We start from the raw sequence: 22,978 nt of genomic DNA, 5'->3' as shown, positions 1-22,978 counted from the left end.
GGAACAGATCCCCCCTGACCCGCAAGCGGGGGGACAGCGGTTTCGGCAGCAAGACCCGCTTTCGAGGCAAAGGCGCGCAAGACTATGGACAGGGCGCGCCTTGATCGCCCATCGTAGGCCCTTATCGGCGCCAAAAGAGCTGCCGGAATGGGAGGAAGACGATGGCTATTTTCAAGAGCCGCTACGCCGATATCTCGGTGCCGGACCAATCGGTGACGCAACTTTTGTTCGAGGGCCTTTCGGGGCGAGAAGACAAGGTCGCCGTGATCGACGGGCCCTCGGGCAAGGAAACCACCGCCGGAGAGTTGATGTCGCGGATCAAATCCGTGGCAGGTGGCTTGACCGCGAAGGACGTTTTGCCCGGCGGTACGGTGGCAATTCTGGCCCCCAACATTCCCGAATATCCGGTGTTGTTCCACGGCGTGGCTTGGGGCGGCGGTACCATCACGACGATCAACCCCACCTATACGGCCCCCGAAATCAAGCACCAGCTCAACGACGCGGGCGCGGTGATGCTTGTCACCATCAGCGCCTTTGAGGAAGCCGCCCGTACCGCCATGGTCGGCACCAACTGCCGTGATCTGGTGGTGCTGGATGGCGACGGCAAGAACGGCGCCTTGAGCGCGGCCGATATCATGGGGGCCGAGATGCCCGAGCAGGTCCCCGGCAATTGGGCCGAAGACGTGGTCGTGTTGCCCTATTCCAGCGGCACCACGGGCAAGCCCAAGGGCGTGATGCTGACCCATCGAAATCTGGTGGCGAATGTGGTTCAGGCGGCCTCGATGTCGGGGATAACCGAGAAGGACAAGGCGATTGCCTTTCTGCCGTTCTTTCACATCTACGGCATGACGGTGATGATGAACCTGTTTCTGAACCAGCGCGCGGTCATCATCACGATGCCAAGGTTTGATCTGGAAATGTACTTGCGCTTGATCCAGGACCACAAGGCAACGCGCCTCTATATCGTGCCGCCGGTCGCCTTGGGCTTGGCGAAACATCCGATGGTGGAGGAGTACGATGTCTCCTCGGTCACCGAAGTCTTCTCGGGCGCAGCCCCCTTGGGGGCCGAGATCGAGGCCGCCGTCGGCACGCGGTTTGGGGCGCATTCTGTACAGGGCTACGGCATGACAGAGATGAGCCCGATCAGCCACATGACCAAGGGCGACTCGATCCGCCACGGCTCCAGCGGGCAGGCGGTGCCCTCGACCGAGTGCCGGATCGTGGACCCCGACACGCTGGAAGATTTGCCCGCTGGCCTGGAGGGAGAGCTTTGGGTGCGCGGGCCACAGGTGATGAAAGGTTACCTCAACAATGTAGAGGCGACGGCGGAATCACTGACGGAAGACGGCTGGCTGCGCACGGGCGATCTGGCAGAGATCGACGATGATGGCTTCATGTTCATCCGAGATCGTCTGAAGGAATTGATTAAATACAAAGGTTTTCAGGTCGCCCCCGCCGAAGTGGAAGCCGCCCTTTGCGGCTGCGAAGGGGTCACCGATGCCGCCGTGATCGGCCGCACGGACGCAGAGGCAGGCGAATTGCCGGTTGCCTTTGTCGTGACCTCGGGCGCGGTGACAGAGGCCGATTTGCGCAGCCATTGCGAAGGGTGCCTGGCCCATTACAAGCACCCGGTAGAGTACCGCTTCGTCGATAGCGTGCCTAAAAGCGCCAGCGGCAAGATCTTGCGCCGGGAGTTGCGAGAGATTCTGTAGCGCGGGGCCGAACCGGCAAATGGTGGGGGGCGCGGATGGCGCGCCCTCCCATTTCGTCGCACCGAGCGGCGTTGACCGCCCCCAGTGGGCGGCGTAAACCCAATCCCGTACCGCATCCATGGAGCGACCATGTCCGAGCTGCTTACTGAATACGCCCCGATCCTGATTTTCCTTGGGCTGGCCATTGGCCTGTCTGTGGTGTTGATCCTTGCGGCAGTGGTTGTAGCGGTCAGCAACCCGGACCCGGAAAAGGTCAGCGCCTATGAGTGCGGGTTCAACGCCTTCGACGATGCGCGGATGAAGTTTGACGTACGGTTCTATCTGGTGGCGATCCTGTTCATCATCTTTGACCTCGAAATCGCGTTTCTGTTCCCCTGGGCCACAGCCTTCCCTGATCTGACGGATCTGGGCTTCTGGTCGATGATGGTTTTCCTTGCGGTTCTGACCATCGGCTTCGCCTACGAGTGGAAAAAAGGCGCGTTGGACTGGGAGTAAGCCGGTTTGGCTGTTTCCCTCCTGATGCCGCGCCTTTGACGGTGCTTCGGTGAGTTCGGGCGGCTCTTCCGCCAAAGGCGTCCCCGGCGGCTCTTCCGCCAAAGGCGTCCTCGCCAGCGTGCTATTTGCAGGAACGGCCTTTGCGGCACTGGTGCTGAGCGTCCCCGAGCCGCCCTTGCCCGACAAGCTCGACAATGCGCCAGAGCCCGGCATCATCGGCCGCGATGACCGTGTGCCGCTGGCCCGTTTCACCCCAGACACCCCAGAAGACTTTCCCGGCTGGGAAGACGTCCAAAACGCCGTTGTGCGCATCAGTTGCAATGGCGGCGGCACCGGGGGCGGGGTTTTGATTGGCGATGGCACAAGGATGCTGTCAGCGGCCCATGTGTTCTACCACGACGATGGCGATCCCGATTGGTCCCGGATCAATTGCATGGTGCTGCACCCAAGGGGCGACGCGGTGGCGATCCGGCCGCAAGGTATGAAATCGGGCCGCTTTGGTATTCCTGAGGAACTTGGCGGGCATTTCTCGATCGCGATTACCCGCCACGATTGGGTGATCGTGCCCCTCGTACGGGCGCCCCACGGGGCGGTGCCGCTGCCGCTGGCGGATCGTGACACGATGGTGTTGGAGCAGGGCGCAAGGGTGATCAACATCGCGGGGCCGCAGGATAACCTAGAGATTGCTGGATTTAACGCGCAGGTCTGTCGTTATTTCGGGGTACCGCCCACGGCCTCGCATCTGGTGGGGGACGAGATCATTGGCCGCCTGGCCGAGCCCGGAGATGAATGGCATGTGGCGCGGTATGATTGCGATTTGGGCCGCGGAGGATCTGGGTCGGGGATCTTCGGATGGCACGAGGGCGCACCCTACGTCTGGGGCATTGTCACCGATAGCCTGCGCGGCGCGGATCGGTGCCCGGAGGTGGGCTATTCATCGTGTTACAGCGCGGGACCCTTGGTCACGACGATGGATATTCTCCCCTGAAGGGGCAGACACAAGGCGGCCATTAATCCGGAAGTAAGGGAGAGGGTGCGACAAGGTCACGCCGACCAATTTGCGCACCTGCGTTGACCCCGGCGCGTTGCAGCCGCACGCGGCCAAGACGGCCGTCAGAACCGGAAACGTCTGTAGTTCAACGGTGAGAATACAGGTCGAAACGCAGGCCACGACGACCGCGCCCGCGATCATCAGGTGTCGCTGTGTTGACCGGTTGAGGAGCGTTTCAAGGTCAAATTCCACCTCAGCCAGGTGCGGCTGTGTGGTGGCGATGTAGGGGGCGGCGAAGCCGTGTTTAACGGGGGTGCGTGCGGTGACGGGCATGGGCGGGGTCCTTTGGGGGCGGTGAGGGACGAAGGGGTGCCGCCCGGGATCATCCCCGGAACCTGCCGACATAGCGGGCCTATGATCAGGCCTAGTTTTCCGCCAGATCAAGAGGCTGCATCGGGTGCCGCAAATGCAAGGTTCAGCCTGTCGATGACGTGGTAGACGAGCGCGATGGTGTCAAAGACATTGTGCAGATCATCCTCGACCTCGCCCACCGGGGTGTTGAGGTCACCCACCTTTGAGAAGGTGCTGTCGCGGCGCAGGGCGAGGTAGAAGGTGTCGTTGTCAAAGCCTGCCGTGAAGGATTTTGCGCCCATCCCTTGACCGTTTTCATAGCCGATGCGCAACAGAACGTTGACCAGATTGTCCGACAGATAGGCCTGCGCCTTTTCCGGATTTTCTGCGTAGACCTCGAACCCCTCTTCCAGATCGACCTGGCTGACGGCCACTTTCGGCATCGAGCGCGCGCCGCCAAATGACAGCTTCTCGGCCAGTTTGTTGCCGAGGGCGCCCCGGTCTCGGATCAGGGCAATGCGACCCGGCGCGGGGGTCGGTAGGTCCACTTTGAACAGCAGGCCCTTGAACAGCCGTGGGTCGGTGACGGGGTTGCTGCGGCCGTTGCCATCCTGATTTGCGAACCGGGCATGAACCATGGAAAAGCGCGTGCCGTTGTGGCTGCCGCGCAGCAGGTTGTTGCGGTGTTTATAGTCGGTGTCGGGAAGCAACTTCATCTCGACCATGGTGTCGACCGAGAAGTTCTCGCCCTTTTCGCTGTGGGTCAGCTCGCCCAGATGCGCGCAGATGGTAGGAATCGCGATGTCCTTGACCTGCGCACGCCATCGACTGTTTGCACGCGAACGGATCCAGTGAAAGGCAAAATAGCCGCCACCGACGCCAATCAGGACCGGGATGAGGGGGCCTTCTTCGTCGCCGAAGCTCCAAAGGAGCAGGAGCCCGATCAACACGATGGCCGCGACTGCGATGGCGCATTGGATCAGGGTCTTGCGGGCCACGGCCTGCCTGTCGAACTCCAACTCCTGCAGTTTCGGCTTGATGTCGGCGTGGAAGACGGTGGCAAAGCCGTCCTCGATGGGGCTGCGTTCGGTGAAATTCATACTGTGGGCCTTGGGTAAACCGGAAGAAGGGGCGATGGGTACAAGCTTGCCTCTATTCAGCGCGGGGACAAAGAGATGTTTTCCCGCATCAGCCGGGGGGGCGGGCGGCGCGGAGGGGCGGGCGGGGTGCGACAAGGTCACGCCGACCAATTTGCGCACCTGCGTTGACCCCGGCGCGTTGCAGCCGTATCTCCGAAGACGAACGATACTGAGGGATGAGCCACGATGGGCGTAGCAACTACTCCGAACCATGCCGGTGCTGACCGTGAGGTCGCCACACAGGCCCTGAATGCAGAGCTTCAGGACAAGGGCTTCCTCGTCACGTCCTCGGAAGACATCATCAATTGGGCGCGCACCGGCTCGCTTCACTGGATGACCTTTGGTCTGGCCTGCTGCGCGGTCGAGATGATGCACACCTCCATGCCGCGTTACGATGCCGAGCGTTTCGGGATCGCGCCGCGTGCCTCCCCCCGTCAGTCGGACGTGATGATCGTGGCCGGCACGCTGACCAACAAGATGGCGCCTGCGCTGCGCAAGGTCTACGACCAGATGCCCGAGCCACGCTATGTGATCTCCATGGGGTCCTGCGCCAACGGCGGCGGCTATTATCATTACAGCTACAGCGTCGTGCGGGGCTGTGACCGGATCGTGCCTGTAGACATCTACGTGCCCGGTTGCCCGCCCACAGCCGAAGCGCTGTTGTACGGCATCTTGCAGTTGCAGCGGAAAATCCGCCGCACTGGCACCATCGCGCGCTGAGGGGAAAGACATGACCGCAGCATTGCAAGAACTGGCAGATTTCCTGACCGAAAAACGCAGCGACGACGTGTTGTCCACGGACATCAACGCCGTGGGCGAGTTGAGCGTGACGGTGGCGCCCGCCAATCTGGTGGATTTCATCGACTTCCTGAAGACGGACCGGACCTGCCGATTCTCGACCCTGATCGACATCACGGGTGTGGATTACCCCAGCCGGGATCGCCGCTTTGACGTGGTTTACCACTTCCTGAGCATGTACCAGAATCACCGCATCCGCCTGAAAGTGGCGATCCGGGAAGAGGACACGCTGCCCTCGATCTCGTCGGTGCATCCGGGTGCGGGTTGGTATGAGCGTGAAATCTACGACATGTTCGGCATCTTGTTCACCGGCCACGCGGATCTGCGCCGTCTGCTGACGGATTACGGCTTCCGCGGGCATCCGCTGCGCAAGGATTTCCCGACAACGGGTTACACCGAAGTGCGCTATGACGAAGAGCTCAAGCGCGTGGTCTATGAGCCGGTGAGCCTGGTGCAAGAATACCGCCAGTTCGATTTCATGTCTCCCTGGGAAGGCGCGCAATATGTGCTGCCCGGTGACGAGAAAGCGGACGAGAAGGCCGCAGATTAATGACTGACGGTGGCCAAGCCTTGGCCACCGCGCCTACCTGACCATGGCGACGCGCCCGATGGTGCTGTTTGGTCTGGGCGCCCAGAAGGCCGGAACGACGTGGCTGCACGCCTATTTTCGCCAACACCCCCAGATCCACGTCCCTGCCTGCAAGGAAATGCACTATTTCGATGCGCTCTGGCTGCCGCGCAGCGCCGGGTTCGCTGACCGCAGGCGAGAGCGTTTGCGAGAACTGGAGTCGCAAGGCAGCCCTGACCTTGCAGAATTACGGGCCTTGGTGCGGATGCATGATGCGCCGGAGGGCGACCACTCGGCCTATCTGGATGCGCTGACCCAAGGGCGCAACGATGAAACCTGCATCGCCGATCTGACGCCATCTTACTGCAACCTCCACACCGAGCATTTGCAGCGCCTGTTAACGGAATTTGCCCCGGCCAAACTGCTTTTCGTGATGCGCGACCCGGTGCAGCGCATGTGGTCGCAGATCAGGATGCAGTGCGAGGCGGGCTCGGCCGAGGCGACAAGCGCTGCGGCGGACCGGATGATTGCGCAGATGATCAAGGGGCGGGGTCAGGTGATCTGGCAGCGGAGCGATATGGCCGCGACCCTGCAGCGCCTTCGTGCCTTGCCCGCAGAGTGTGTGAAGGTGATGTATTACGAGACCCTGTTTGAGAAGGCGCAGATAAAAGCGCTTTGCGACTTTATGCAGGTGGACTATGTGGAAGCGCCGTTGGAAAAGCGGGTGCGTGCGGGAAAGACGCTCATGATGACGCAGGCGCAGCATGCGACGCTTCGCTGGTTGAATGGGCCGACATATCGGGCGATACACGGGCTTGAAGGCGCGGCCATCCCCGAGGCTTGGGACATGGACGCGCAAACCGCGATACGGCCGGAGGCTCTGACGGGCTCCGAGATAGACGAACAGAACTTGCAAGGGCGCACGAGATGATGGACGGCGATATCCGCGTGAACACCTACGATGACGGCTCCACCGATTTCGAGACCGGTGAGCAGAAGATCAGGAACTTCAACCTGAACTTCGGCCCTCAGCATCCCGCGGCCCACGGCGTGTTGCGTCTGGTGTTGGAACTGGACGGCGAGATTTGCGAACGCTGCGACCCGCACATCGGGCTGCTGCACCGTGGCACCGAAAAGCTGATGGAAAGCCGGACGTACCTGCAAAACCTGCCCTACTTCGACCGGCTCGACTATGTTGGCACGATGAACCAGGAGCACGCATGGTGCCTGGCGATCGAGCGGATGACAGGCACCGAAGTGCCCCGCCGCGCCCAGCTGATCCGGGTGCTGTACTGCGAAATCGGCCGTATTCTGAACCACTTGCTGAACGTGACGACGCAGGCCTTGGACGTGGGCGCGTTGACGCCGCCCCTTTGGGGATTTGAAGAGCGCGAAAAGCTGATGATTTTCTACGAGCGGGCCTCGGGGGCGCGTCTGCACGCGGCCTATTTCCGTCCCGGCGGTGTGCACCAAGACCTGCCGCCAGAGTTGATCGAAGACATCGACACCTGGGCCCACGAGTTTCCCAACATGCTGAACGACATCGACGGGCTGCTGTCGGAGAACCGCATTTTCAAGCAGCGTAACGTCGATATTGGCGTGGTGACCGAGGAAGATATTCAGGACTGGGGTTTCTCGGGCGTGATGGTGCGCGGCTCGGGCTTTGCATGGGATTTGCGCCGTGCGCAGCCCTATGAGTGCTATGACGAGTTCGATTTCCAGATCCCCGTGGGCAAGAACGGCGACTGCTACGATCGCTACCTGTGCCGCATGGCCGAGATGCGCGAATCGACCAAGATCATCCATCAGGCCTGCGAGAAACTGCGCAACGAGCCCGGAGAGATCATGGCGCGGGGCAAGATGACGCCACCGACACGGGGCGACATGAAGACGTCGATGGAAGCGCTGATTCACCACTTCAAGCTTTATACCGAAGGTTTCCACGTGCCCGAGGGCGAGATTTACGCCAGCGTCGAGGCCCCCAAGGGCGAGTTCGGCGTGTATCTGGTGGCCGATGGCACCAACAAACCCTACCGCGCCAAGCTGCGCGCGCCGGGTTTTGCGCATTTGCAAGCGATGGATCACCTGTGCAAGGGCCACCAGCTGGCGGATGTTTCGGCGGTTCTGGGCAGCCTTGATATCGTGTTTGGCGAAGTGGACCGGTAATCGCCGCACGGCTTTGTGATTTGAAAGGGCAGGGGACCGGAGGGTTGCCTGCCCTTTTGCTATCTTCGGGGCGTGGTAGGGTCTGGACGACCCCAAATGAAGGACGCTTCGCTGTGACTAGATTGACCCAACCCCTCCTCGCTACGCTCCTCGCAGTTGTCCCTTGTGTGGCGACGGCGCAGGCGGTGACGCCGGAAGACCACCCCGGATTTCTGCTGGCCGAAGCGGTGGCCGCTCAAGGCTGCGTTTTGCATCAGGATGATGTGAACGGGATGTTGGAAGAACTTGGCCTTGAGAATGCGCAATTCCCTCAGATGGCCGTGCCGCTGATGCGCGACGGGTTTCTGATGCCCAGTGGTCAAGGCACGATGACCCTGGTGAACTGGGGTCTGTGTGTGGAGCCTGAGGCAGATGCAGAGGCCAGCATGGAACCCGCGCAACCGGACGATGAAACCACGCCCGCCCAGACCGAGTAACTTACGGATTCCCTCCGTTGTCGCCTGCCGCCTCTCCGGCCAAATTGGTGTCACGAATACGTGAGCCTGAATGACTGACCAAGACGCCTCTTTCCTCGCCGCATCCCGCGCGACGAGACACGTCTTGGCCAGTGAACGCGCCGCAGCGGCGCGGCTTGCACCAGTTAGCCCGGCGGAAAGAAGGGGTCCGGCCCGGGCGAGGGCGTTTTTCTTGCATTAACCCAAGAAAGACGCCCTACTTCTTTCAGAATCTTTATTTAGTCAAAATTGACCAGATCAATGCCGCTACAGGAGCCCCCCGATGAAAGCAATTCTCAGTGCCGGTCTGATTGGGGCCGCATCGTTTTGGGCCGCGCCTACCCTTGCGCAATCGGCGGATGCACTGGCCTTGATGGATGCTGTCGCGGCTGCGGGATGTGTGGTGAATGAGGGCAATCAAGAGGCATTGTTTGCGGCGTTGGGCCAAAGCTCGGCGGCGCTGGAGGCCAGTGGTAATGAGCTACTGAATGCGGGAATCCTACAGCTTCAAGGCGGCGAATTGGTGATGGTGGGCGGGGCTTGTGCCGGGGCGACGGAAACGGCGGCGCCCGCACCGGAAAGCCTGGTGGCAACGATGCGCGCCATTCGTGACAACGGCTGCGTCGTGACCGAAGCGGGGGCGGATGCGCTGTTCCTGCCCCTTGGCCCCAGAGAAGAAATCATGGGACACTTGCGAAACCTGGACACGGTGAACCTGATCCACATGAGCCGGTCTTTTTCCAGCGCAGTGATGGCGGACCGAGTTTGCGACGCCGATGATACCGTGCTTGAGAGCTTTGCCGCACAGGTCGGGGAAATGCTGATATTGCCCGCAAGCAACCAGCTTAGCTTCACCGCCAGCCGCCGGGGCGCAAGAACCATGTTCGTGGAATGGATCGTGTCGCAGGGCTGCCGGGCGCCCCAAGCCGGGGCCACGGCGGGAATGGGCGCATTTGGATTCGAAAACACGCTGGCGTCGGTCATCGTGCCATTGCTGGACGGTGGCGTCGTAGAAAGCGGAGAGGCTTATTTAACCGTGCCAGAGCCCCTTTGCGCTGCAACTTTTGCCGAACGCCGCGCCGCGATTGAAGCTCTTCCCCCCGGAGATGCGCAATTTGAGTGAAGGAACCGCCCCTGCGGCCCTCCCGCGCATGGACAACCGGGCCGGATTGCGCGAAACCCTGCACAACAGATGAACGCCAGGGACGATACCGATGCTCCGACGCCTCCACCCCGAGCAGCCTTCAAGCTTTGCCTTCACGCCTGACAATCAGGAGTGGGCTGAGGCTCAGATCACCAAATACCCCGAGGGGCGCGCGGCTTCCGCGATCATTCCCCTGTTGTGGCGTGCGCAAGAGCAAGAGGGATGGTTGACCCGCCCTGCGATTGAATACGTGGCTGATATGCTGGGTTTGGCCTACATCCGGGCGCTGGAAGTGGCGACGTTCTACTTCATGTTCCAACTTGCCCCCGTGGGCTCGGTCGCACACATTCAGATTTGCGGCACCTTGTCGTGCATGATCTGCGGCGCGGAAGACCTGATCGCCGTGGCGAGAGAGAAGATCGCCCCCAAGGCGCATCAAATCAGTGCGGACGGCAAGTTCAGCTGGGAAGAAGTCGAATGCCTGGGCGCGTGCTCTAACGCGCCGATGGCCCAGATCGGGAAAGATTACTACGAAGACCTGACGGCCGAAAGCTTTGCCGGCATCATCGACGCCATGGCGCGCGGTGAGGTGCCGACGCCGGGGCCGCAAAACGGGCGCTATGCCTCGGAACCTGCGGGCGGCCTGACATCCCTGACCGAGTATGAAGCGGGCCGGGACGAGCTGAACATCTCTGCCCGATTGGCGGCGGATATTGGCGACACGATCAAGCGGATCGACGGCACCGAAGTGCCGATGCTGGCCCCATGGGGGCGTCAATCCGGCGAGGGCATTCCGGCGGAGCCAGAGCGTCCCAAGCCTGCGAACCGGGCCAAAGACAAATCAGCCGACAAGACCGGCATCACCAAGCAGGAAGCGCCTGCTACCGAGAAGGCCCGGCCCAAGGCCAGCGCCCCTCCGGCCAAGGATACGCCGAACCCCGCCCCGGACGGCACCCATGCGGCAGCCGGCTCGGCGCCCAAGGTGGCTGCACCGACGGATGGGGCTGAGGCCGCAGTCGTGGAGCAAAAGCCCGAACTGCTGACAGCCGCCCGCGAGGGTGGCGCCGATGACCTGAAGCGGATTTCCGGCGTGGGACCGAAGCTGGAAGGCGTGCTGAACGAGTTGGGTTTCTACCACTTCGACCAAATCGCAGCCTGGGGCCCGGCAGAGGTCGCTTGGGTCGATGCCCGCCTGACGTTCAAAGGCCGGATCGAGCGTGACGATTGGATCGGCCAAGCCGCTGCTTTCGCTGCCGAGGGGTAAGCCCCCTCGCGGTTGGCCGTTTTCCGGGGCGTAAGTCGCTGCGGAAAGCGTCCCCGACCAAGGGGAAACCCCCTTCGGAGTGTGACCCCATTTGCACAGGTCAACTGCCCCCTGCGGCATCATGTCAACTCGGTGGAAGACACCGGGGGCTTGGTGCGTTAAGACTATGCACAACACACAACAAATGACGAACTTGGGGGTTCACACATGAATAATTCCGCTGGGGCCGAGTGCCGTAAATGGACATGGGGCATCGCCATCGTGACGGGCATTGTCCTGTGGCTGGTGCTGTGGGGATTGGGCGACTGGTCGTTCTTCGCGGGTCTGTTGTTGGGCGTCCTGTGCGCGGTGATCCTCGGCGCGTTGCTGACGTGGATGATGTGCCGTGAACAGGTGGGGTCCGGTCAGGGTGCCGGAGCTGCCACGGCTTCCGCCGCGTCTGCGCCTGCGCCTGCTCCGTCGCCTACGCCTACGCCCACCGTGGCGCCTGCCGCAGCCGTGGAACCTGTCGCTGAGCCTGAAGCAACGCACCCGGTCGTGGAAGAAGTCGCCGCTGCTGCCGAAGAGGCAGAGGAAACAGCGCTGCGCGCGTCTGAAGATGCGGCCGCCGCCGAAGCAGAACTGGCCCACGCAGAACAGATCGAACTGGACCGCGCTGCCGATGCTGCCACTGAGCAGACGGAAGCAGCATTGGGCGAAGCGGATCGGGCGGCTGAAGCCGCTGCGGTTGCTCAAGCCGAAGCCGACGCTGCCGCGCGTGTGGAAGCGCAAGCCACCGCTGAAGCAAATGCCGCCAGTGACGCCGCAGAAACAATCGCGGCGGCCCCGCCCCCCGCAGAGATGGAGGGCACACGCCCCGCCGCGCTGGATGGCCCAAGGGGCGGCACAGCCGACGACCTGAAGCGGATCAAGGGCGTTGGCCCGAAAATGGAGCAGATGTGCAACGCGCTCGGCTTCTACCACTTCGACCAGATCGCCGCTTGGACGCCCGACGAGGTGCGCTGGGTCGATCAGAACCTCAAAGGCTTCAAGGGCCGGGTGACACGGGATGCATGGGTGGAACAGGCTGCCTTGCTGGCCTCGGGTCAAGAAACCGAGTTTTCCAAGAAGGTTGACGACGGTAACGTCTATTGATCTGACCGCGCCGCCTTCGGGCGCTACATAGGTTGGGATGTGCGGCCAAGTCGCGCATCCTTTTTCATGACACCGCAGCCGCCACGGGGCGCTTAAACATGCCAAACACCCCAAAGATCTCGGAAGCAGAGCGCCGCAGGGTCCGCCAAATCAGGCGTGCGGCGGCGGTGATGGCGATCACGATGGTGGTGTGGATGGGCGCTCAATTCATCGGGGGCCAGCAAGGTTGGCAACCGCGCTTCGCGTTTCTCTTCGACCTTGCGGCGTTTGCGGCACTGGTGTGGGCGCTCGTGGTGACGTATTGGGTGTGGAAAGAGCGAAAGCGCGACCCGGATCACCGCTAAGATCCATCGCGCGCACCGACCAAGGACTTGAGCACATGTTGCAAGATAAAGACCGGATCTTCACCAATATCTACGGCATGCACGACCGGACGCTTGCGGGCGCCAAGGCGCGCGGCCATTGGGATGGCACCAAGGATTTGATCGGCTTGGGCCGTGACAAGATTGTCGAGATCATGAAAGCCTCGGGCCTGCGTGGACGTGGTGGCGCGGGTTTCCCGACCGGTCTGAAGTGGTCGTTCATGCCCAAGGAATCGGACGGACGCCCGGCGTATCTGGTCGTGAACGCCGACGAATCCGAGCCCGGCACCTGCAAAGACCGGGAGATCATGCGCAATGATCCCCATACGTTGATTGAGGGCTGCCTGATTGCCAGCTTCGCGATGAACGCCAACGCCTGCTACATCTACATCCGCGGCGAATACATCCGCGAGCGCGAGGCGCTGCAGGCCGCGATCGACGCGGCCTATGACGATGGTCTTCTGGGAAAGAACGCCGCTGACAGCGGGTGGGACTTTGATCTGTATCTGGCCCACGGTGCGGGCGCCTACATCTGCGGCGAAGAAACCGCGCTGCTCGAATCGCTGGAAGGCCGCAAGGGCATGCCTCGCATGAAGCCGCCGTTCCCCGCGGGCGCGGGTCTCTATGGCTGCCCCACCACGGTCAACAACGTCGAATCAATCGCCGTTGTCCCGACGATCCTGCGCCGGGGTGCTGAATGGTTCGCAGGTTTCGGTCGCCCCAACAATGCAGGCACCAAGCTGTTCGCGATTTCGGGCCACGTGAACCAGCCCTGTGTCGTGGAAGAAGCGATGAGTATCACGTTTGAAGAGCTGATCGACAAGCACTGCGGCGGTATTCGCGGCGGGTGGGACAACCTGAAGGCGGTGATTCCCGGTGGGTCCTCGGTGCCGTGTGTTCGGGGAGAGCACATGCGCGAGGCGATCATGGATTTCGATTACCTGCGCAATGATTTGCAGTCCGGTCTGGGTACGGCGGCGGTCATCGTGATGGATAACTCGACCGATATGATCAAAGCGATCTGGCGTCTGGCCGCGTTCTACAAGCATGAGTCGTGCGGGCAATGCACGCCCTGCCGCGAAGGCACCGGCTGGATGATGCGCGTGATGGAACGCTTGGTGAAGGGCGAGGCGCGGGTCGAGGAGATCGACATGCTGTTTGACGTTACCAAGCAAGTCGAAGGCCACACGATCTGCGCCCTCGGCGACGCGGCGGCTTGGCCGATCCAAGGTCTGATTCGCAACTTCCGCGACGAGATTGAAGACCGCATTCGCGTGAAGCGCGGCGGTGTCGTGGAAATCGCCGCCGAATAATCGCGGCGATTATCGCTAAATTTGCGAAACACGGCCCAAGGGGGCGCGCGCGTGGGGATAGCTCTCGTCGCGCGTCCTGTGGCGCGGCGGACTCACCAATGGGCAACAACGCCGCTGCCCTTCTTGCCGAAAACCCCGCTTTTTCCTACCCTGCCTGCAAAATGACCAACCGCGCATTGTGTGACGGATTGGCGTGGTAAGGGCAAAGGGCGGCACTATGGTGCGTGTTTACTGGTATTCACTGGCGTTGATTTATTTGGCTTTCGCGGTGCTTGGCGCGACGTTGGGCTATGGGCAATGGGGCGTTGGCGGCGCGATATTGGGCGCGGTGATGGGCGGCATGATCGCCTCGGGGGTGGCGATTATCCTCAACACTCCCGAAAGAATGGAGGCGGCGATCTACATCGTCTTGGCGCTGCTGTTCATGACGTTGCTGGTTTGGCTGATCGTGACGTTTTGGGGCGTTCGGATATGAAAGCCCATTGGGCGGCGCCGCTGCTATTGGCTGCTTGCGTAACACCTCAGGTCTACGTGACCTCCATCGGCCCGCTTCGCGTCGTGCCTGAGCCGGACGTGACGATCTTCAATCCTGTGGCCTTGCCAGACGGCGGCGTGATCGAACCGACCCCAATCCAAGGCGGCCTGGCGGTGCGCACGATCAATGGCCGCGCCGTGCCCTTTGAGGCCCGAGATGCCGCATTAGAGGCGCTAGAGGCCCATTGCAGGGATTTGCCGGTGCCTCAGGTTCCGCTGTTTTTCGGCTGGAGAGAGGCCGCGGACGAAGGGGTTTGGTCTTCTGCCGGATGCGATGTGCCCATGCAGGACACATCCGCCTTTTCCGGGGCGGAATGACGCCGAAAGCGCGGATAACTCCTTTGTGACATTGAATAACCGTCGTCACAGCGCCCATGTATGCGGCCGGGAAACGGACTTACCATTCAAGGGACGACAACGAAAATGATTACCCCCTTCCGTATTATGGCCGCCGCAGGCGTGGTGCTTGCCTTTGGCCTGTTCACGACCATGAGCCACGCGCAAAGCGAAAACTGGCAGGTGCTGCGCGACGACCCTGAAATCCACCAGGGCCTGACGGTCATTGCCGTGGGTCGGCACATGCAGAATGTCTGCGATGATATCAGCCCGCGCATGATGCGCGCCCTTGGCTTTGCCGAAAATCTGGGCGACCGGGCCCTGGAACTGGGCCTGACCCGGCGCGAGGTCTACGCCTTCATCGAGAATCGGGCAGAACAGCAACGGTATGACGCCGTCATGCAGGCCTGGTTTGCCGAGCGTGGCGTGGCCCATGACGATGCCGAAGGCGTCTGTCGCCTGGGCCGCGACGAAATTACCACCGGCTCTCAGATTGGCAGATTGCTCCGGTAGGGGTAGAAGCGGGTCAAACGACTGCTTGCGCGTGTCCGCGCGAGCCCAAAAAGGGACCGACCCATGAGCGATCTGCGCACGATTATCATCGACGATACAGAGGTAGAGGTTGATCCCGCCATGACCTTGATCCAGGCCTGCGAGCAGGCCGGGGTTGAGATCCCACGGTTCTGCTATCACGAGCGTCTGACGATCGCGGGCAACTGCCGGATGTGTCTGGTGGAAGTCGTGGGCGGCCCGCCCAAGCCCGCCGCGTCTTGCGCCATGCAGGTCAAGGATTTGCGCCCCGGACCAGAAGGCGCGCCTCCGGTCGTGAAAACCAATTCGCCCATGGTAAAAAAGGCCCGTGAGGGCGTGATGGAGTTCCTCCTGATCAACCACCCGCTGGATTGCCCGATCTGCGATCAGGGCGGCGAGTGCGATTTGCAGGACCAGGCCATGGCCTACGGCGTCGACTTCTCGCGCTTCCGCGAGCCCAAGCGCGCCGTGGACAACCTGGAGCTGGGGCCGCTGGTCGACACTGCGATGACGCGCTGCATCTCCTGCACGCGCTGCGTGCGCTTCATCACCGAAGTGGCAGGCATGCCGGAACTGGGCCAGACGGGCCGGGGCGAAGATGCCGAGATTACCAGCTATCTGGGTGCGACGCTCGAATCAGAGATGCAGGGCAATATCGTGGATCTGTGTCCCGTGGGCGCTTTGACCAACAAGCCCTACTCCTTCACCGCCCGCCCTTGGGAACTGACCAAGACCGAGTCGATTGACGTAATGGACGCGCTCGGCTCCAACATCCGCGTGGACACCAAGGGCCGCGAAGTGATGCGTATCCTGCCGCGCAACCATGATGGCGTGAACGAGGAGTGGCTGAGCGATAAGTCCCGCTACGTTTGGGACGGGCTGAAGCGCCAGCGTTTGGACCAGCCCTACATCCGCGAGAACGGCAAGCTGCGCCCCGCCACATGGGGTGAGGCGATGGGCCTTACGGCCGAGAAGATCAAAGGCGCCACGAAAGTGGCCGGTCTGGTGGGTGATCTGGCCTCGACCGAGGCGACATTCGCGCTGAAATCTCTGGTCGAGGGTCAAGGCGGCAACGTTGAATGCCGGACCGATGGGGCGAAACTGCCCGCCGGCAACCGCGCCGCTTACGTGGGCACCGCGAGCATTGAAGACATCGACGACGCGCAGGCAATCATGTTGGTCGGCACGAACCCCCGCGCAGAAGCGCCGGTGTTGAACGCCCGCATCCGCAAGGCTTGGACCAAAGGCGCCGTTGTCGGCCTGATCGGCGAAGCGGTTGATTTGACATACGAATACGTCCACCTCGGCACGGATCGTAAGGCGCTGGCGGATCAATTGGGTGTCGATCACCCCTCGGTCATCGGCAAGGCGAGCCTTGTGATCGTCGGCCAAGGCGCATTGACCGGCGAAGATGGCGAAGCCGTTCTGGCCCACGTGCAAAAATTCTGTGAGGAAACCGAGTCGAAGCTGCTGGTGCTGCACACCGCGGCCGCACGGGTCGGCGCGATGGACCTGGGCGCAGTGACCGAAGGCGGCGTGGATGCGGCGCTGGACGGGGCCGATGTGGTCTACAATCTCGGCGCGGACGAGATGGCCGTACCTGCGGGGCCGTTCGTGATTTATCAAGGCTCCCACGGGGATCGTGGCGCGCACCGCGCGGACGTGATTCTGCCCGGCGCGGCCTATACGGAAGAAACCGGCATCTTCGTGAATACCGAAGGACGGCCACAAATGGCGCAACGTGCGGGCTTCCCTCCCGGCGATGCCCGCGAGAACTGGGCGATTCTTCGGGCGTTGTCCGCAGAAGTTGGCGCAGTCCTGCCGTTTGATTCGATTGCCGCATTGCGCCAGTTGATGACCGCTGATGCGGGCCATCTGAAGATGATAGACGAGGTTGCCGAGAACGAAGGCGCGGCTTTGGCCTTGGCGGATATGGGGCAGGGGGGCTTCACCTCGGCCGTGGCAGATCATTATCTGACCAACCCGATCGCCCGGGCCTCCACCTTGATGGCGGAGCTGGCTGCGGCGGCGAAAGCCCGTCGCCAAGAACCAATCGCGGCGGAATAAGGGAATGGGGGTCGCGTTGCGACACTCCAACGGCTTATCCACCCTGACGGGTGTCTGCGCCGCTGTTGCCGTGGCGGGCTGCACGCCCGCCGCAGACGGCCCGACGCTGAACGAGGCACCGCCGGCGACCTATGATGGGGTCGAGACCCGTCTGTTGGATGAAGATCTGGTAAATTTCCGGGCACAGATGACGGGCGTGGCCACACGCGCCGATCTTGACGCCTATGCCCGGTGTGCGGCAGCACAATATACACTGATCCGAGGATATTCTTTTGCGCGACATGTGCGCACAAGTATTACGGAAGAGGGTGGCGTTTGGGCGGCAGATGCGGTTTACACCATCTCGCCGGACCTGCCACGAGGGTTACAAACCCTGGAAGCAGAAATAGTTGCGGCCGATTGCGCAGAGCAAGGGATACCGACGGTTTAAGGGACGCCCCATGGTAGAGTTTTTCACCGAGACAACATTGGGCATGGGCCTGTTGATCCTGTTGCAGTGTTTGCTGCTGGTCGTGCCACTTCTGGTCGCTTTGGCGTTCCTGATGTATGCCGACCGCAAGATCTGGGCCGCAGTCATGATGCGGAAGGGCCCCAACGTCGTTGGCGCCTTTGGCCTGCTGCAAAGTTTTGCAGACTTCCTGAAGTATATCGTCAAGGAAATCGTCGTGCCTGCGGGGGCGGACCGGGCGGTCTATTTCCTTGCCCCGATTGTCAGCCTTGTGATGGCGCTGATCGCTTGGGCGGTTATCCCGTTCAATGACGGTTGGGTGCTCTCCAGCCTGAACGTCGCCGTTCTCTATGTCTTCGCGGTCTCCTCGCTCGAGGTGTACGGCGTGATCATGGGCGGGTGGGCCTCGAACTCGAAATACCCGTTCCTGGGCTCGCTGCGCTCTGCGGCGCAGATGATCTCTTACGAGGTTTCCATCGGCCTGATCATCATCGGTGTGATCATCTCCACCGGCTCGATGAATTTCACCGCGATTGTCCACGCGCAGGACGGCGACTTTGGCCTGCTGAACTGGTACTTCCTGCCGCATTTCCCGATGCTGTTCCTGTTCTTCATCTCGGCCTTGGCGGAAACCAACCGCCCACCATTTGACCTGCCCGAGGCCGAGGCTGAACTGGTCGCGGGTTACCAGGTGGAGTATTCCTCGACCCCGTTCCTGCTGTTCATGATCGGTGAACTTGTCGCTGTCGTTTTGATGTGCGCGCTGACCACACTTCTGTTCTTCGGCGGCTGGCTGTCGCCCATCCCCGGCCTGCCCGATGGCATCTTGTGGATGATCCTGAAGATGCTGGCGGTGTTCTTCATGTTCTCGATGGTGAAGGCGATCGTGCCCCGCTACCGCTATGACCAGCTTATGCGCCTGGGGTGGAAGGTGTTCCTGCCGATGTCGCTGTTCTGGGTGGTGTTTGTTGCCTTCATGGCGCGTTACGAAGTGCTTGGCGGCTTCTGGGCCCGCTTCGCCGTTGGAGGTTAATTCATGACGCAGATCGACTACACCCGCGCCGCGAAATACTTCCTGCTGGCGGATTTCTTCAAAGGCTTCAAACTGGGCTTCAAGTACTTCTTCTCGCCCAAGGTCACGATCAACTACCCGCACGAAAAGGGGCCCTTGTCGCCTCGGTTCCGCGGCGAACACGCCTTGCGTCGCTACCCCAATGGGGAAGAGCGGTGCATCGCCTGTAAACTGTGCGAGGCCGTTTGCCCCGCGCAGGCGATCACGATTGACGCAGAACCCCGCGAAGATGGCTCTCGCCGCACGACGCGCTATGACATCGACATGACGAAGTGCATCTACTGCGGGTTCTGTCAGGAAGCCTGCCCGGTGGATGCCATCGTGGAGGGCCCGAACTTCGAGTTCGCCACCGAAACCCGCGAAGAGCTGTACTACGACAAGGAAAAGCTGCTGGCCAACGGCGAGCGCTGGGAATCGGCGATTGCCCACAACCTTGAACTGGACGCGCCGTACCGATGACCGACACCCCCAACCCATTCGAGGCGCTGCTCAAGCAGACCCAAGACATGACGGAGGAGTGGATGAAAGCCGCTGCTCCGGCTTTGTCTGCAGGGAAGGTGGGTATGCAGTGGCTACAGGTGCCGCCGGAAATGCTGGAGGCGTTTCTGGGCAAGCAGTTCAACCCCGAAGGGTTGGACGCCAAAACGCGCCTGTTGCTAACCTTGCAGGGGTTGACCATTCAGGGCGCCCTGGCCGAGGCGCAGATCAAGATCACGGTGCGCCACGCCCTTTCCATGGGGGCCACACCCCAAGAGATTGCAGAGACCATCGGTCTTGCCAGCCTGTTCGGCGGTTTGCCGGCGATGAACAAGGCGATGAATTTGGCCAAAGAGGCCATGGACGAAGACGGTGGCACACAGGCCACCGGAGAGGACGATTGATATGACCATCGCGGATTTCACCTTCTACCTCTTTGCGCTGTCTGTGGTTGCTGGAGGCCTGTTTACCGTGACGTCAAAAAACCCGGTACACTCGGTGCTGTGGCTGATCCTCACGTTCTTGTCTTCGGCGGGTCTGTTCGTGCTTTTGGGCGCGGAGTTCGTGGCGATGCTGATGATTATTGTCTACGTGGGCGCCGTCGCGGTGCTGTTCCTGTTCGTGGTCATGATGCTGGACGTGGATTTCGCCGAGCTGAAGGCCGAAATGGCCAAATATGTGCCGATGGCGGGCCTGATCGGGGTGATTTTGCTGATGCAACTGACGCTGGCGTTTGGATCGTGGACCTATTCGGACGGCGTTGACAGCCGTCTTGGCAACCCGGTGCCTGCGTTGGATGAGGCGCATAACACCCAGGCTTTGGGTCTGCTCGTGTACGATGATTACTTCATGGCTTTCCAGATCTCGGGGCTCATCCTTCTTGTCGCCATGGTCGGCGCGATCGTTCTGACGCTGCGCCACCGGGTGGACGTGAAGCGGCAGGATGTCGTGGCGCAGATGATGCGCGACCCGGCGAAAGCGATGGAACTGAAAGATGTGAAACCGGGGCAGGGCCTGTAAGGCGCACGCTGCGTGACGGGCGCTGTGACGCGCTGCAAAACCGACGATCCCCGCGCGCTACCGCGCTGGGTTACTAAGTAAGGACGACGCCATGACCATTGGCTTGGAACATTACCTGACAGTAGCCGCCGCGCTATTTGTCATCGGCATTTTCGGGATTTTCCTGAATCGCAAGAACGTCATCATCATCCTGATGTCGTTGGAATTGATGTTGCTGTCGGTGAACATCAACATGGTCGCGTTTTCGTCCTTTCTTGGCGATCTCACGGGGCAGGTGTTTACGCTGTTCATCCTGACCGTCGCCGCGGCCGAGGCTGCGATCGGCCTCGCCATTCTTGTTTGTTACTTCCGCAACCGCGGTACGGTCGACGTTGAAGACGTCGCCAATATGAAGGGTTAAGGGCACATGGAAACGATCCTTCTCTTCTCGCCTCTCGTTGGCGCATTGATTTGCGGTTTCGCCTGGCGCTTGATCGGTGAGCAGGCGGCCTGTGTTGTCGCCACGGCGTTCCTTTTCTTGGCCTGCCTGCTGTCCTGGGTCGTCTTCCTCGGCTTTGATGGAGAGACCTACACACGCTCCATCATGACATGGATCGAATCCGGCACGCTCTTCACCGACTGGGCGATCCGGGTGGACCGTCTGACGGCGATCATGCTGATCGTGATCACCTCGGTTTCGGCGCTCGTGCACCTCTATTCCTTCGGCTACATGGCCCATGACGAGAACTTCAAAGAGGGCGAAAGCTACCGCCCCCGGTTCTTCGCCTACCTGTCGTTCTTCACCTTCACCATGTTGATGCTGGTGACCGCCGATAACCTTCTGCAATTGTTCTTCGGCTGGGAAGGCGTGGGCGTCGCCTCGTATCTTCTGATCGGCTTCTACTACCGCAAGCCCTCTGCCGGTGCTGCCGCCATGAAAGCGTTTATCGTCAACCGCGTGGGTGACTTCGGCTTCCTTCTGGGCATCTTCGCCCTGTTCTGGATGACGGACTCGATCCAGTTCGACGTGATCCTGCCCATGGGCGAAGAACTGGCCTCCATGACCATGTCGTTCCTCGGCATGGAGCTGAACGCGGCCGAGACCATCGCCTTCCTGCTGTTCATCGGCGCGATGGGTAAATCGGCGCAGCTTTTGCTGCACGTCTGGTTGCCGGACGCGATGGAAGGCCCGACGCCCGTGTCGGCCCTGATCCACGCGGCAACCATGGTGACGGCGGGCGTCTTCCTTGTCTGCCGCATGTCACCGGTGATCGAGTACGCGCCCATCGCGGGCAACTTCATCATCATCGTGGGCGCCCTGTCGGCCTTCGTGGCCGCCACCATCGGCCTCGTGCAGAACGACATCAAGCGCGTGATCGCCTATTCGACGATGTCGCAGCTTGGCTACATGTTCGTGGCGGCGGGCGTCGGCGTCTACTCGGTCGCCATGTTCCACCTGCTGACCCACGCCTTCTTCAAGGCGATGCTGTTCCTCGGCGCGGGCTCGGTCATTCACGCGATGCACCACGAGCAGGACATGCGGAATTATGGCGGGTTGCGTAAAAAGATCCCCTACACCTTTGCGGCGATGATGATCGGCACGCTGGCCATCACCGGCGTCGGCATTCCACTACTGTACTTCGGCTTCCCGGTCGGTTTCGCGGGCTTCGTCTCCAAGGACGCGGTGATCGAGAGCGCCTATGCCTTCGGCGGCGACCTTGGCCAATTTGCCTTCTGGGCGCTGGTCATTGGCGCGCTGTTCACCAGCTTCTACAGCTGGCGTCTGATGTTCATGACTTTCTATGGCGAGGCGCGAGGCAACAAACACACCCATGACCACGCCCATGAAAGCCCGATGACCATGCTCGTGCCCCTTGGTGCGCTAGCGGTTGGCGCGGTTCTGGCCGGTATGGTCTGGTACGGCAGCTTCTTTGGCAAAACCAATTACGTGGCGCAGTTCTTCGGCGTGCCCTATGCGGCGGAAGAGCATGCGGATGCGGGCCACGGCGAGGACGCGCTTGGCGCGGAGGAGCAGGCTGAGGAAGCGCACGGCGATGAAGCTCACGCTGATGAGGCTCATGCCGAAGAAGCAGACGGCCACGGAGAGACCCACTACGTCTTCACCGGCGCACCGGGCGAGGGGGCAATTCACCACGCGCCCGACAACCACGTCCTGAATGACGCCCATTCGGTTCCCACTTGGGTCAAGCTTGCGCCGTTCTTTGCGATGCTGATCGGCTTCGGCACTGCGTTCGTGTTCTACATCGTGAACCCTTCGATCCCCGGACGCCTCGCCAAGCAGCAAAGCCCGCTTTACAACTTCCTGTTGAACAAGTGGTACTTCGATGAGGCGTATGAGTTCCTCTTCATCAAGCCCGCCCAAGCCATCGGTCGCTTCCTGTGGAAGCGCGGCGATACCGACACGATTGACGGCGGTATCAACGGGCTGGCCATGGGGATCATCCCCTTCTTCACACGCCTCGCGGGCCGCGCCCAATCTGGCTACATCTTCCATTACGCGTTCGCGATGGTCTTGGGGCTTGTCGCCCTGATCACCTTCGTCACGTTGAGCGCAGGGTAAGG

General features: G+C 61.4%; 26 protein-coding genes. 24 read left to right on the top strand and 2 right to left on the bottom strand.

What is annotated here, in order from left to right:
* Positions 1-161: 161 nt before the first annotated feature.
* The 3 genes from AADW23_RS18485 to AADW23_RS18475 all read left to right on the top strand — a co-directional run bounded on the left by AADW23_RS18485 (position 162) and on the right by AADW23_RS18475 (position 3,195).
* Positions 162-1,712, top strand: a complete 1,551-nt coding sequence (locus tag AADW23_RS18485) for an AMP-binding protein (protein WP_341862414.1) — start codon at positions 162-164, stop codon at positions 1,710-1,712.
* Between the two features lie 129 nt (positions 1,713-1,841).
* Entirely contained in the window at positions 1,842-2,207 is a 366-nt protein-coding gene (locus AADW23_RS18480) for an NADH-quinone oxidoreductase subunit A (RefSeq protein ID WP_341862413.1), read from the top strand.
* A 49-nt stretch (positions 2,208-2,256) separates the two neighbouring features.
* Positions 2,257-3,195, top strand: coding sequence for a hypothetical protein (locus tag AADW23_RS18475; RefSeq protein WP_341862412.1), 939 nt, complete (start codon positions 2,257-2,259; stop codon positions 3,193-3,195).
* On the opposite strand, the gene AADW23_RS18470 is transcribed toward AADW23_RS18475, so the two are convergent.
* Both AADW23_RS18470 and AADW23_RS18465 read right to left on the bottom strand, forming a co-directional pair.
* The gene (locus AADW23_RS18470) at positions 3,142-3,531 is read right to left on the bottom strand and encodes a hypothetical protein (RefSeq protein ID WP_341862411.1); all 390 of its coding nucleotides are present in this window, start codon (positions 3,529-3,531) and stop codon (positions 3,142-3,144) included. The two genes, AADW23_RS18475 and AADW23_RS18470, sit on opposite strands and share 54 nt — an antisense overlap.
* Positions 3,532-3,638: 107 nt before the next feature.
* On the bottom strand, positions 3,639-4,649 hold the full coding sequence (locus AADW23_RS18465) for a DUF3137 domain-containing protein (RefSeq protein ID WP_341862410.1): 1,011 nt from the start codon (positions 4,647-4,649) through the stop codon (positions 3,639-3,641).
* A 225-nt stretch (positions 4,650-4,874) separates the two neighbouring features.
* On the opposite strand from AADW23_RS18465, the gene AADW23_RS18460 reads away from it, so the two are divergent.
* The 21 genes from AADW23_RS18460 to nuoL all read left to right on the top strand — a co-directional run bounded on the left by AADW23_RS18460 (position 4,875) and on the right by nuoL (position 22,976).
* On the top strand, positions 4,875-5,408 hold the full coding sequence (locus AADW23_RS18460; protein ID WP_068360244.1) for an NADH-quinone oxidoreductase subunit B: 534 nt from the start codon (positions 4,875-4,877) through the stop codon (positions 5,406-5,408).
* A gap of 10 nt (positions 5,409-5,418) precedes the next feature.
* The gene (locus tag AADW23_RS18455) at positions 5,419-6,036 is read left to right on the top strand and encodes an NADH-quinone oxidoreductase subunit C (protein WP_341862409.1); all 618 of its coding nucleotides are present in this window, start codon (positions 5,419-5,421) and stop codon (positions 6,034-6,036) included.
* Between the two features lie 43 nt (positions 6,037-6,079).
* Complete coding sequence (locus AADW23_RS18450; RefSeq protein ID WP_341862408.1) at positions 6,080-6,985, top strand: sulfotransferase; 906 nt, start codon at positions 6,080-6,082, stop codon at positions 6,983-6,985.
* Positions 6,982-8,220 (top strand): NADH-quinone oxidoreductase subunit D, encoded by a 1,239-nt coding sequence (locus tag AADW23_RS18445; RefSeq protein ID WP_341862407.1) that lies wholly within the window; start codon positions 6,982-6,984, stop codon positions 8,218-8,220. Before AADW23_RS18450 ends, AADW23_RS18445 begins: the two co-directional genes overlap by 4 nt.
* 113 nt (positions 8,221-8,333) lie before the next feature.
* Positions 8,334-8,696, top strand: coding sequence for a hypothetical protein (locus tag AADW23_RS18440; protein ID WP_341862406.1), 363 nt, complete (start codon positions 8,334-8,336; stop codon positions 8,694-8,696).
* Positions 8,697-8,997: 301 nt separating this feature from the next.
* Positions 8,998-9,837, top strand: coding sequence for a hypothetical protein (locus AADW23_RS18435; protein WP_341862405.1), 840 nt, complete (start codon positions 8,998-9,000; stop codon positions 9,835-9,837).
* Positions 9,838-9,928: 91 nt separating this feature from the next.
* Positions 9,929-11,122: an NADH-quinone oxidoreductase subunit E gene (locus tag AADW23_RS18430; RefSeq protein WP_341862404.1), complete on the top strand. Its 1,194-nt coding sequence runs from the start codon at positions 9,929-9,931 to the stop codon at positions 11,120-11,122.
* A gap of 207 nt (positions 11,123-11,329) precedes the next feature.
* Positions 11,330-12,256, top strand: coding sequence for a hypothetical protein (locus tag AADW23_RS18425; protein ID WP_341862403.1), 927 nt, complete (start codon positions 11,330-11,332; stop codon positions 12,254-12,256).
* Between the two features lie 98 nt (positions 12,257-12,354).
* Complete coding sequence (locus tag AADW23_RS18420) at positions 12,355-12,600, top strand: DUF5337 domain-containing protein (protein WP_341862402.1); 246 nt, start codon at positions 12,355-12,357, stop codon at positions 12,598-12,600.
* 35 nt (positions 12,601-12,635) lie between these two features.
* Complete coding sequence (gene nuoF, locus AADW23_RS18415) at positions 12,636-13,931, top strand: NADH-quinone oxidoreductase subunit NuoF (RefSeq protein ID WP_341862401.1); 1,296 nt, start codon at positions 12,636-12,638, stop codon at positions 13,929-13,931.
* Positions 13,932-14,148: 217 nt separating this feature from the next.
* Positions 14,149-14,406 (top strand): hypothetical protein, encoded by a 258-nt coding sequence (locus tag AADW23_RS18410; protein ID WP_341862400.1) that lies wholly within the window; start codon positions 14,149-14,151, stop codon positions 14,404-14,406.
* A complete protein-coding gene (locus AADW23_RS18405; RefSeq protein ID WP_341862399.1) occupies positions 14,403-14,783 on the top strand; it encodes a hypothetical protein in 381 nt (126 codons plus the stop codon). The genes AADW23_RS18410 and AADW23_RS18405 overlap by 4 nt, the downstream gene beginning before the upstream one ends.
* Before the next feature lie 105 nt (positions 14,784-14,888).
* A complete protein-coding gene (locus AADW23_RS18400; protein WP_341862398.1) occupies positions 14,889-15,314 on the top strand; it encodes a DUF5333 domain-containing protein in 426 nt (141 codons plus the stop codon).
* Positions 15,315-15,377: 63 nt separating this feature from the next.
* Entirely contained in the window at positions 15,378-17,399 is a 2,022-nt protein-coding gene (gene nuoG / locus AADW23_RS18395; RefSeq protein ID WP_341862397.1) for an NADH-quinone oxidoreductase subunit NuoG, read from the top strand.
* Between the two features lie 4 nt (positions 17,400-17,403).
* Positions 17,404-17,829 (top strand): hypothetical protein, encoded by a 426-nt coding sequence (locus tag AADW23_RS18390; RefSeq protein WP_341862396.1) that lies wholly within the window; start codon positions 17,404-17,406, stop codon positions 17,827-17,829.
* A gap of 10 nt (positions 17,830-17,839) precedes the next feature.
* Positions 17,840-18,880 carry an NADH-quinone oxidoreductase subunit NuoH gene (nuoH, locus tag AADW23_RS18385; RefSeq protein WP_341862395.1) on the top strand — a complete coding sequence of 347 codons (1,041 nt, stop codon included), beginning with the start codon at positions 17,840-17,842 and terminating at the stop codon, positions 18,878-18,880.
* 3 nt (positions 18,881-18,883) lie between these two features.
* On the top strand, positions 18,884-19,378 hold the full coding sequence (gene nuoI, locus AADW23_RS18380) for an NADH-quinone oxidoreductase subunit NuoI (protein ID WP_341862394.1): 495 nt from the start codon (positions 18,884-18,886) through the stop codon (positions 19,376-19,378).
* Complete coding sequence (locus AADW23_RS18375) at positions 19,375-19,800, top strand: carboxymuconolactone decarboxylase family protein (RefSeq protein ID WP_341862393.1); 426 nt, start codon at positions 19,375-19,377, stop codon at positions 19,798-19,800. Before nuoI ends, AADW23_RS18375 begins: the two co-directional genes overlap by 4 nt.
* A 1-nt stretch (position 19,801) precedes the next feature.
* Positions 19,802-20,416 (top strand): NADH-quinone oxidoreductase subunit J, encoded by a 615-nt coding sequence (locus tag AADW23_RS18370; RefSeq protein WP_341862392.1) that lies wholly within the window; start codon positions 19,802-19,804, stop codon positions 20,414-20,416.
* 91 nt (positions 20,417-20,507) lie between these two features.
* A complete protein-coding gene (gene nuoK / locus AADW23_RS18365; protein ID WP_011454317.1) occupies positions 20,508-20,816 on the top strand; it encodes an NADH-quinone oxidoreductase subunit NuoK in 309 nt (102 codons plus the stop codon).
* A 6-nt stretch (positions 20,817-20,822) separates the two neighbouring features.
* Entirely contained in the window at positions 20,823-22,976 is a 2,154-nt protein-coding gene (nuoL, locus tag AADW23_RS18360) for an NADH-quinone oxidoreductase subunit L (protein WP_341862391.1), read from the top strand.
* Positions 22,977-22,978: the final 2 nt, after the last annotated feature.

The sequence above is a fragment of the Gymnodinialimonas sp. 57CJ19 genome, from assembly GCF_038396845.1.
Taxonomy (GTDB): domain Bacteria; phylum Pseudomonadota; class Alphaproteobacteria; order Rhodobacterales; family Rhodobacteraceae; genus Gymnodinialimonas.
The sequence above is the reverse complement of the archived record's forward strand: the minus strand, read 5'-3'. Positions and strand labels throughout refer to the sequence as shown.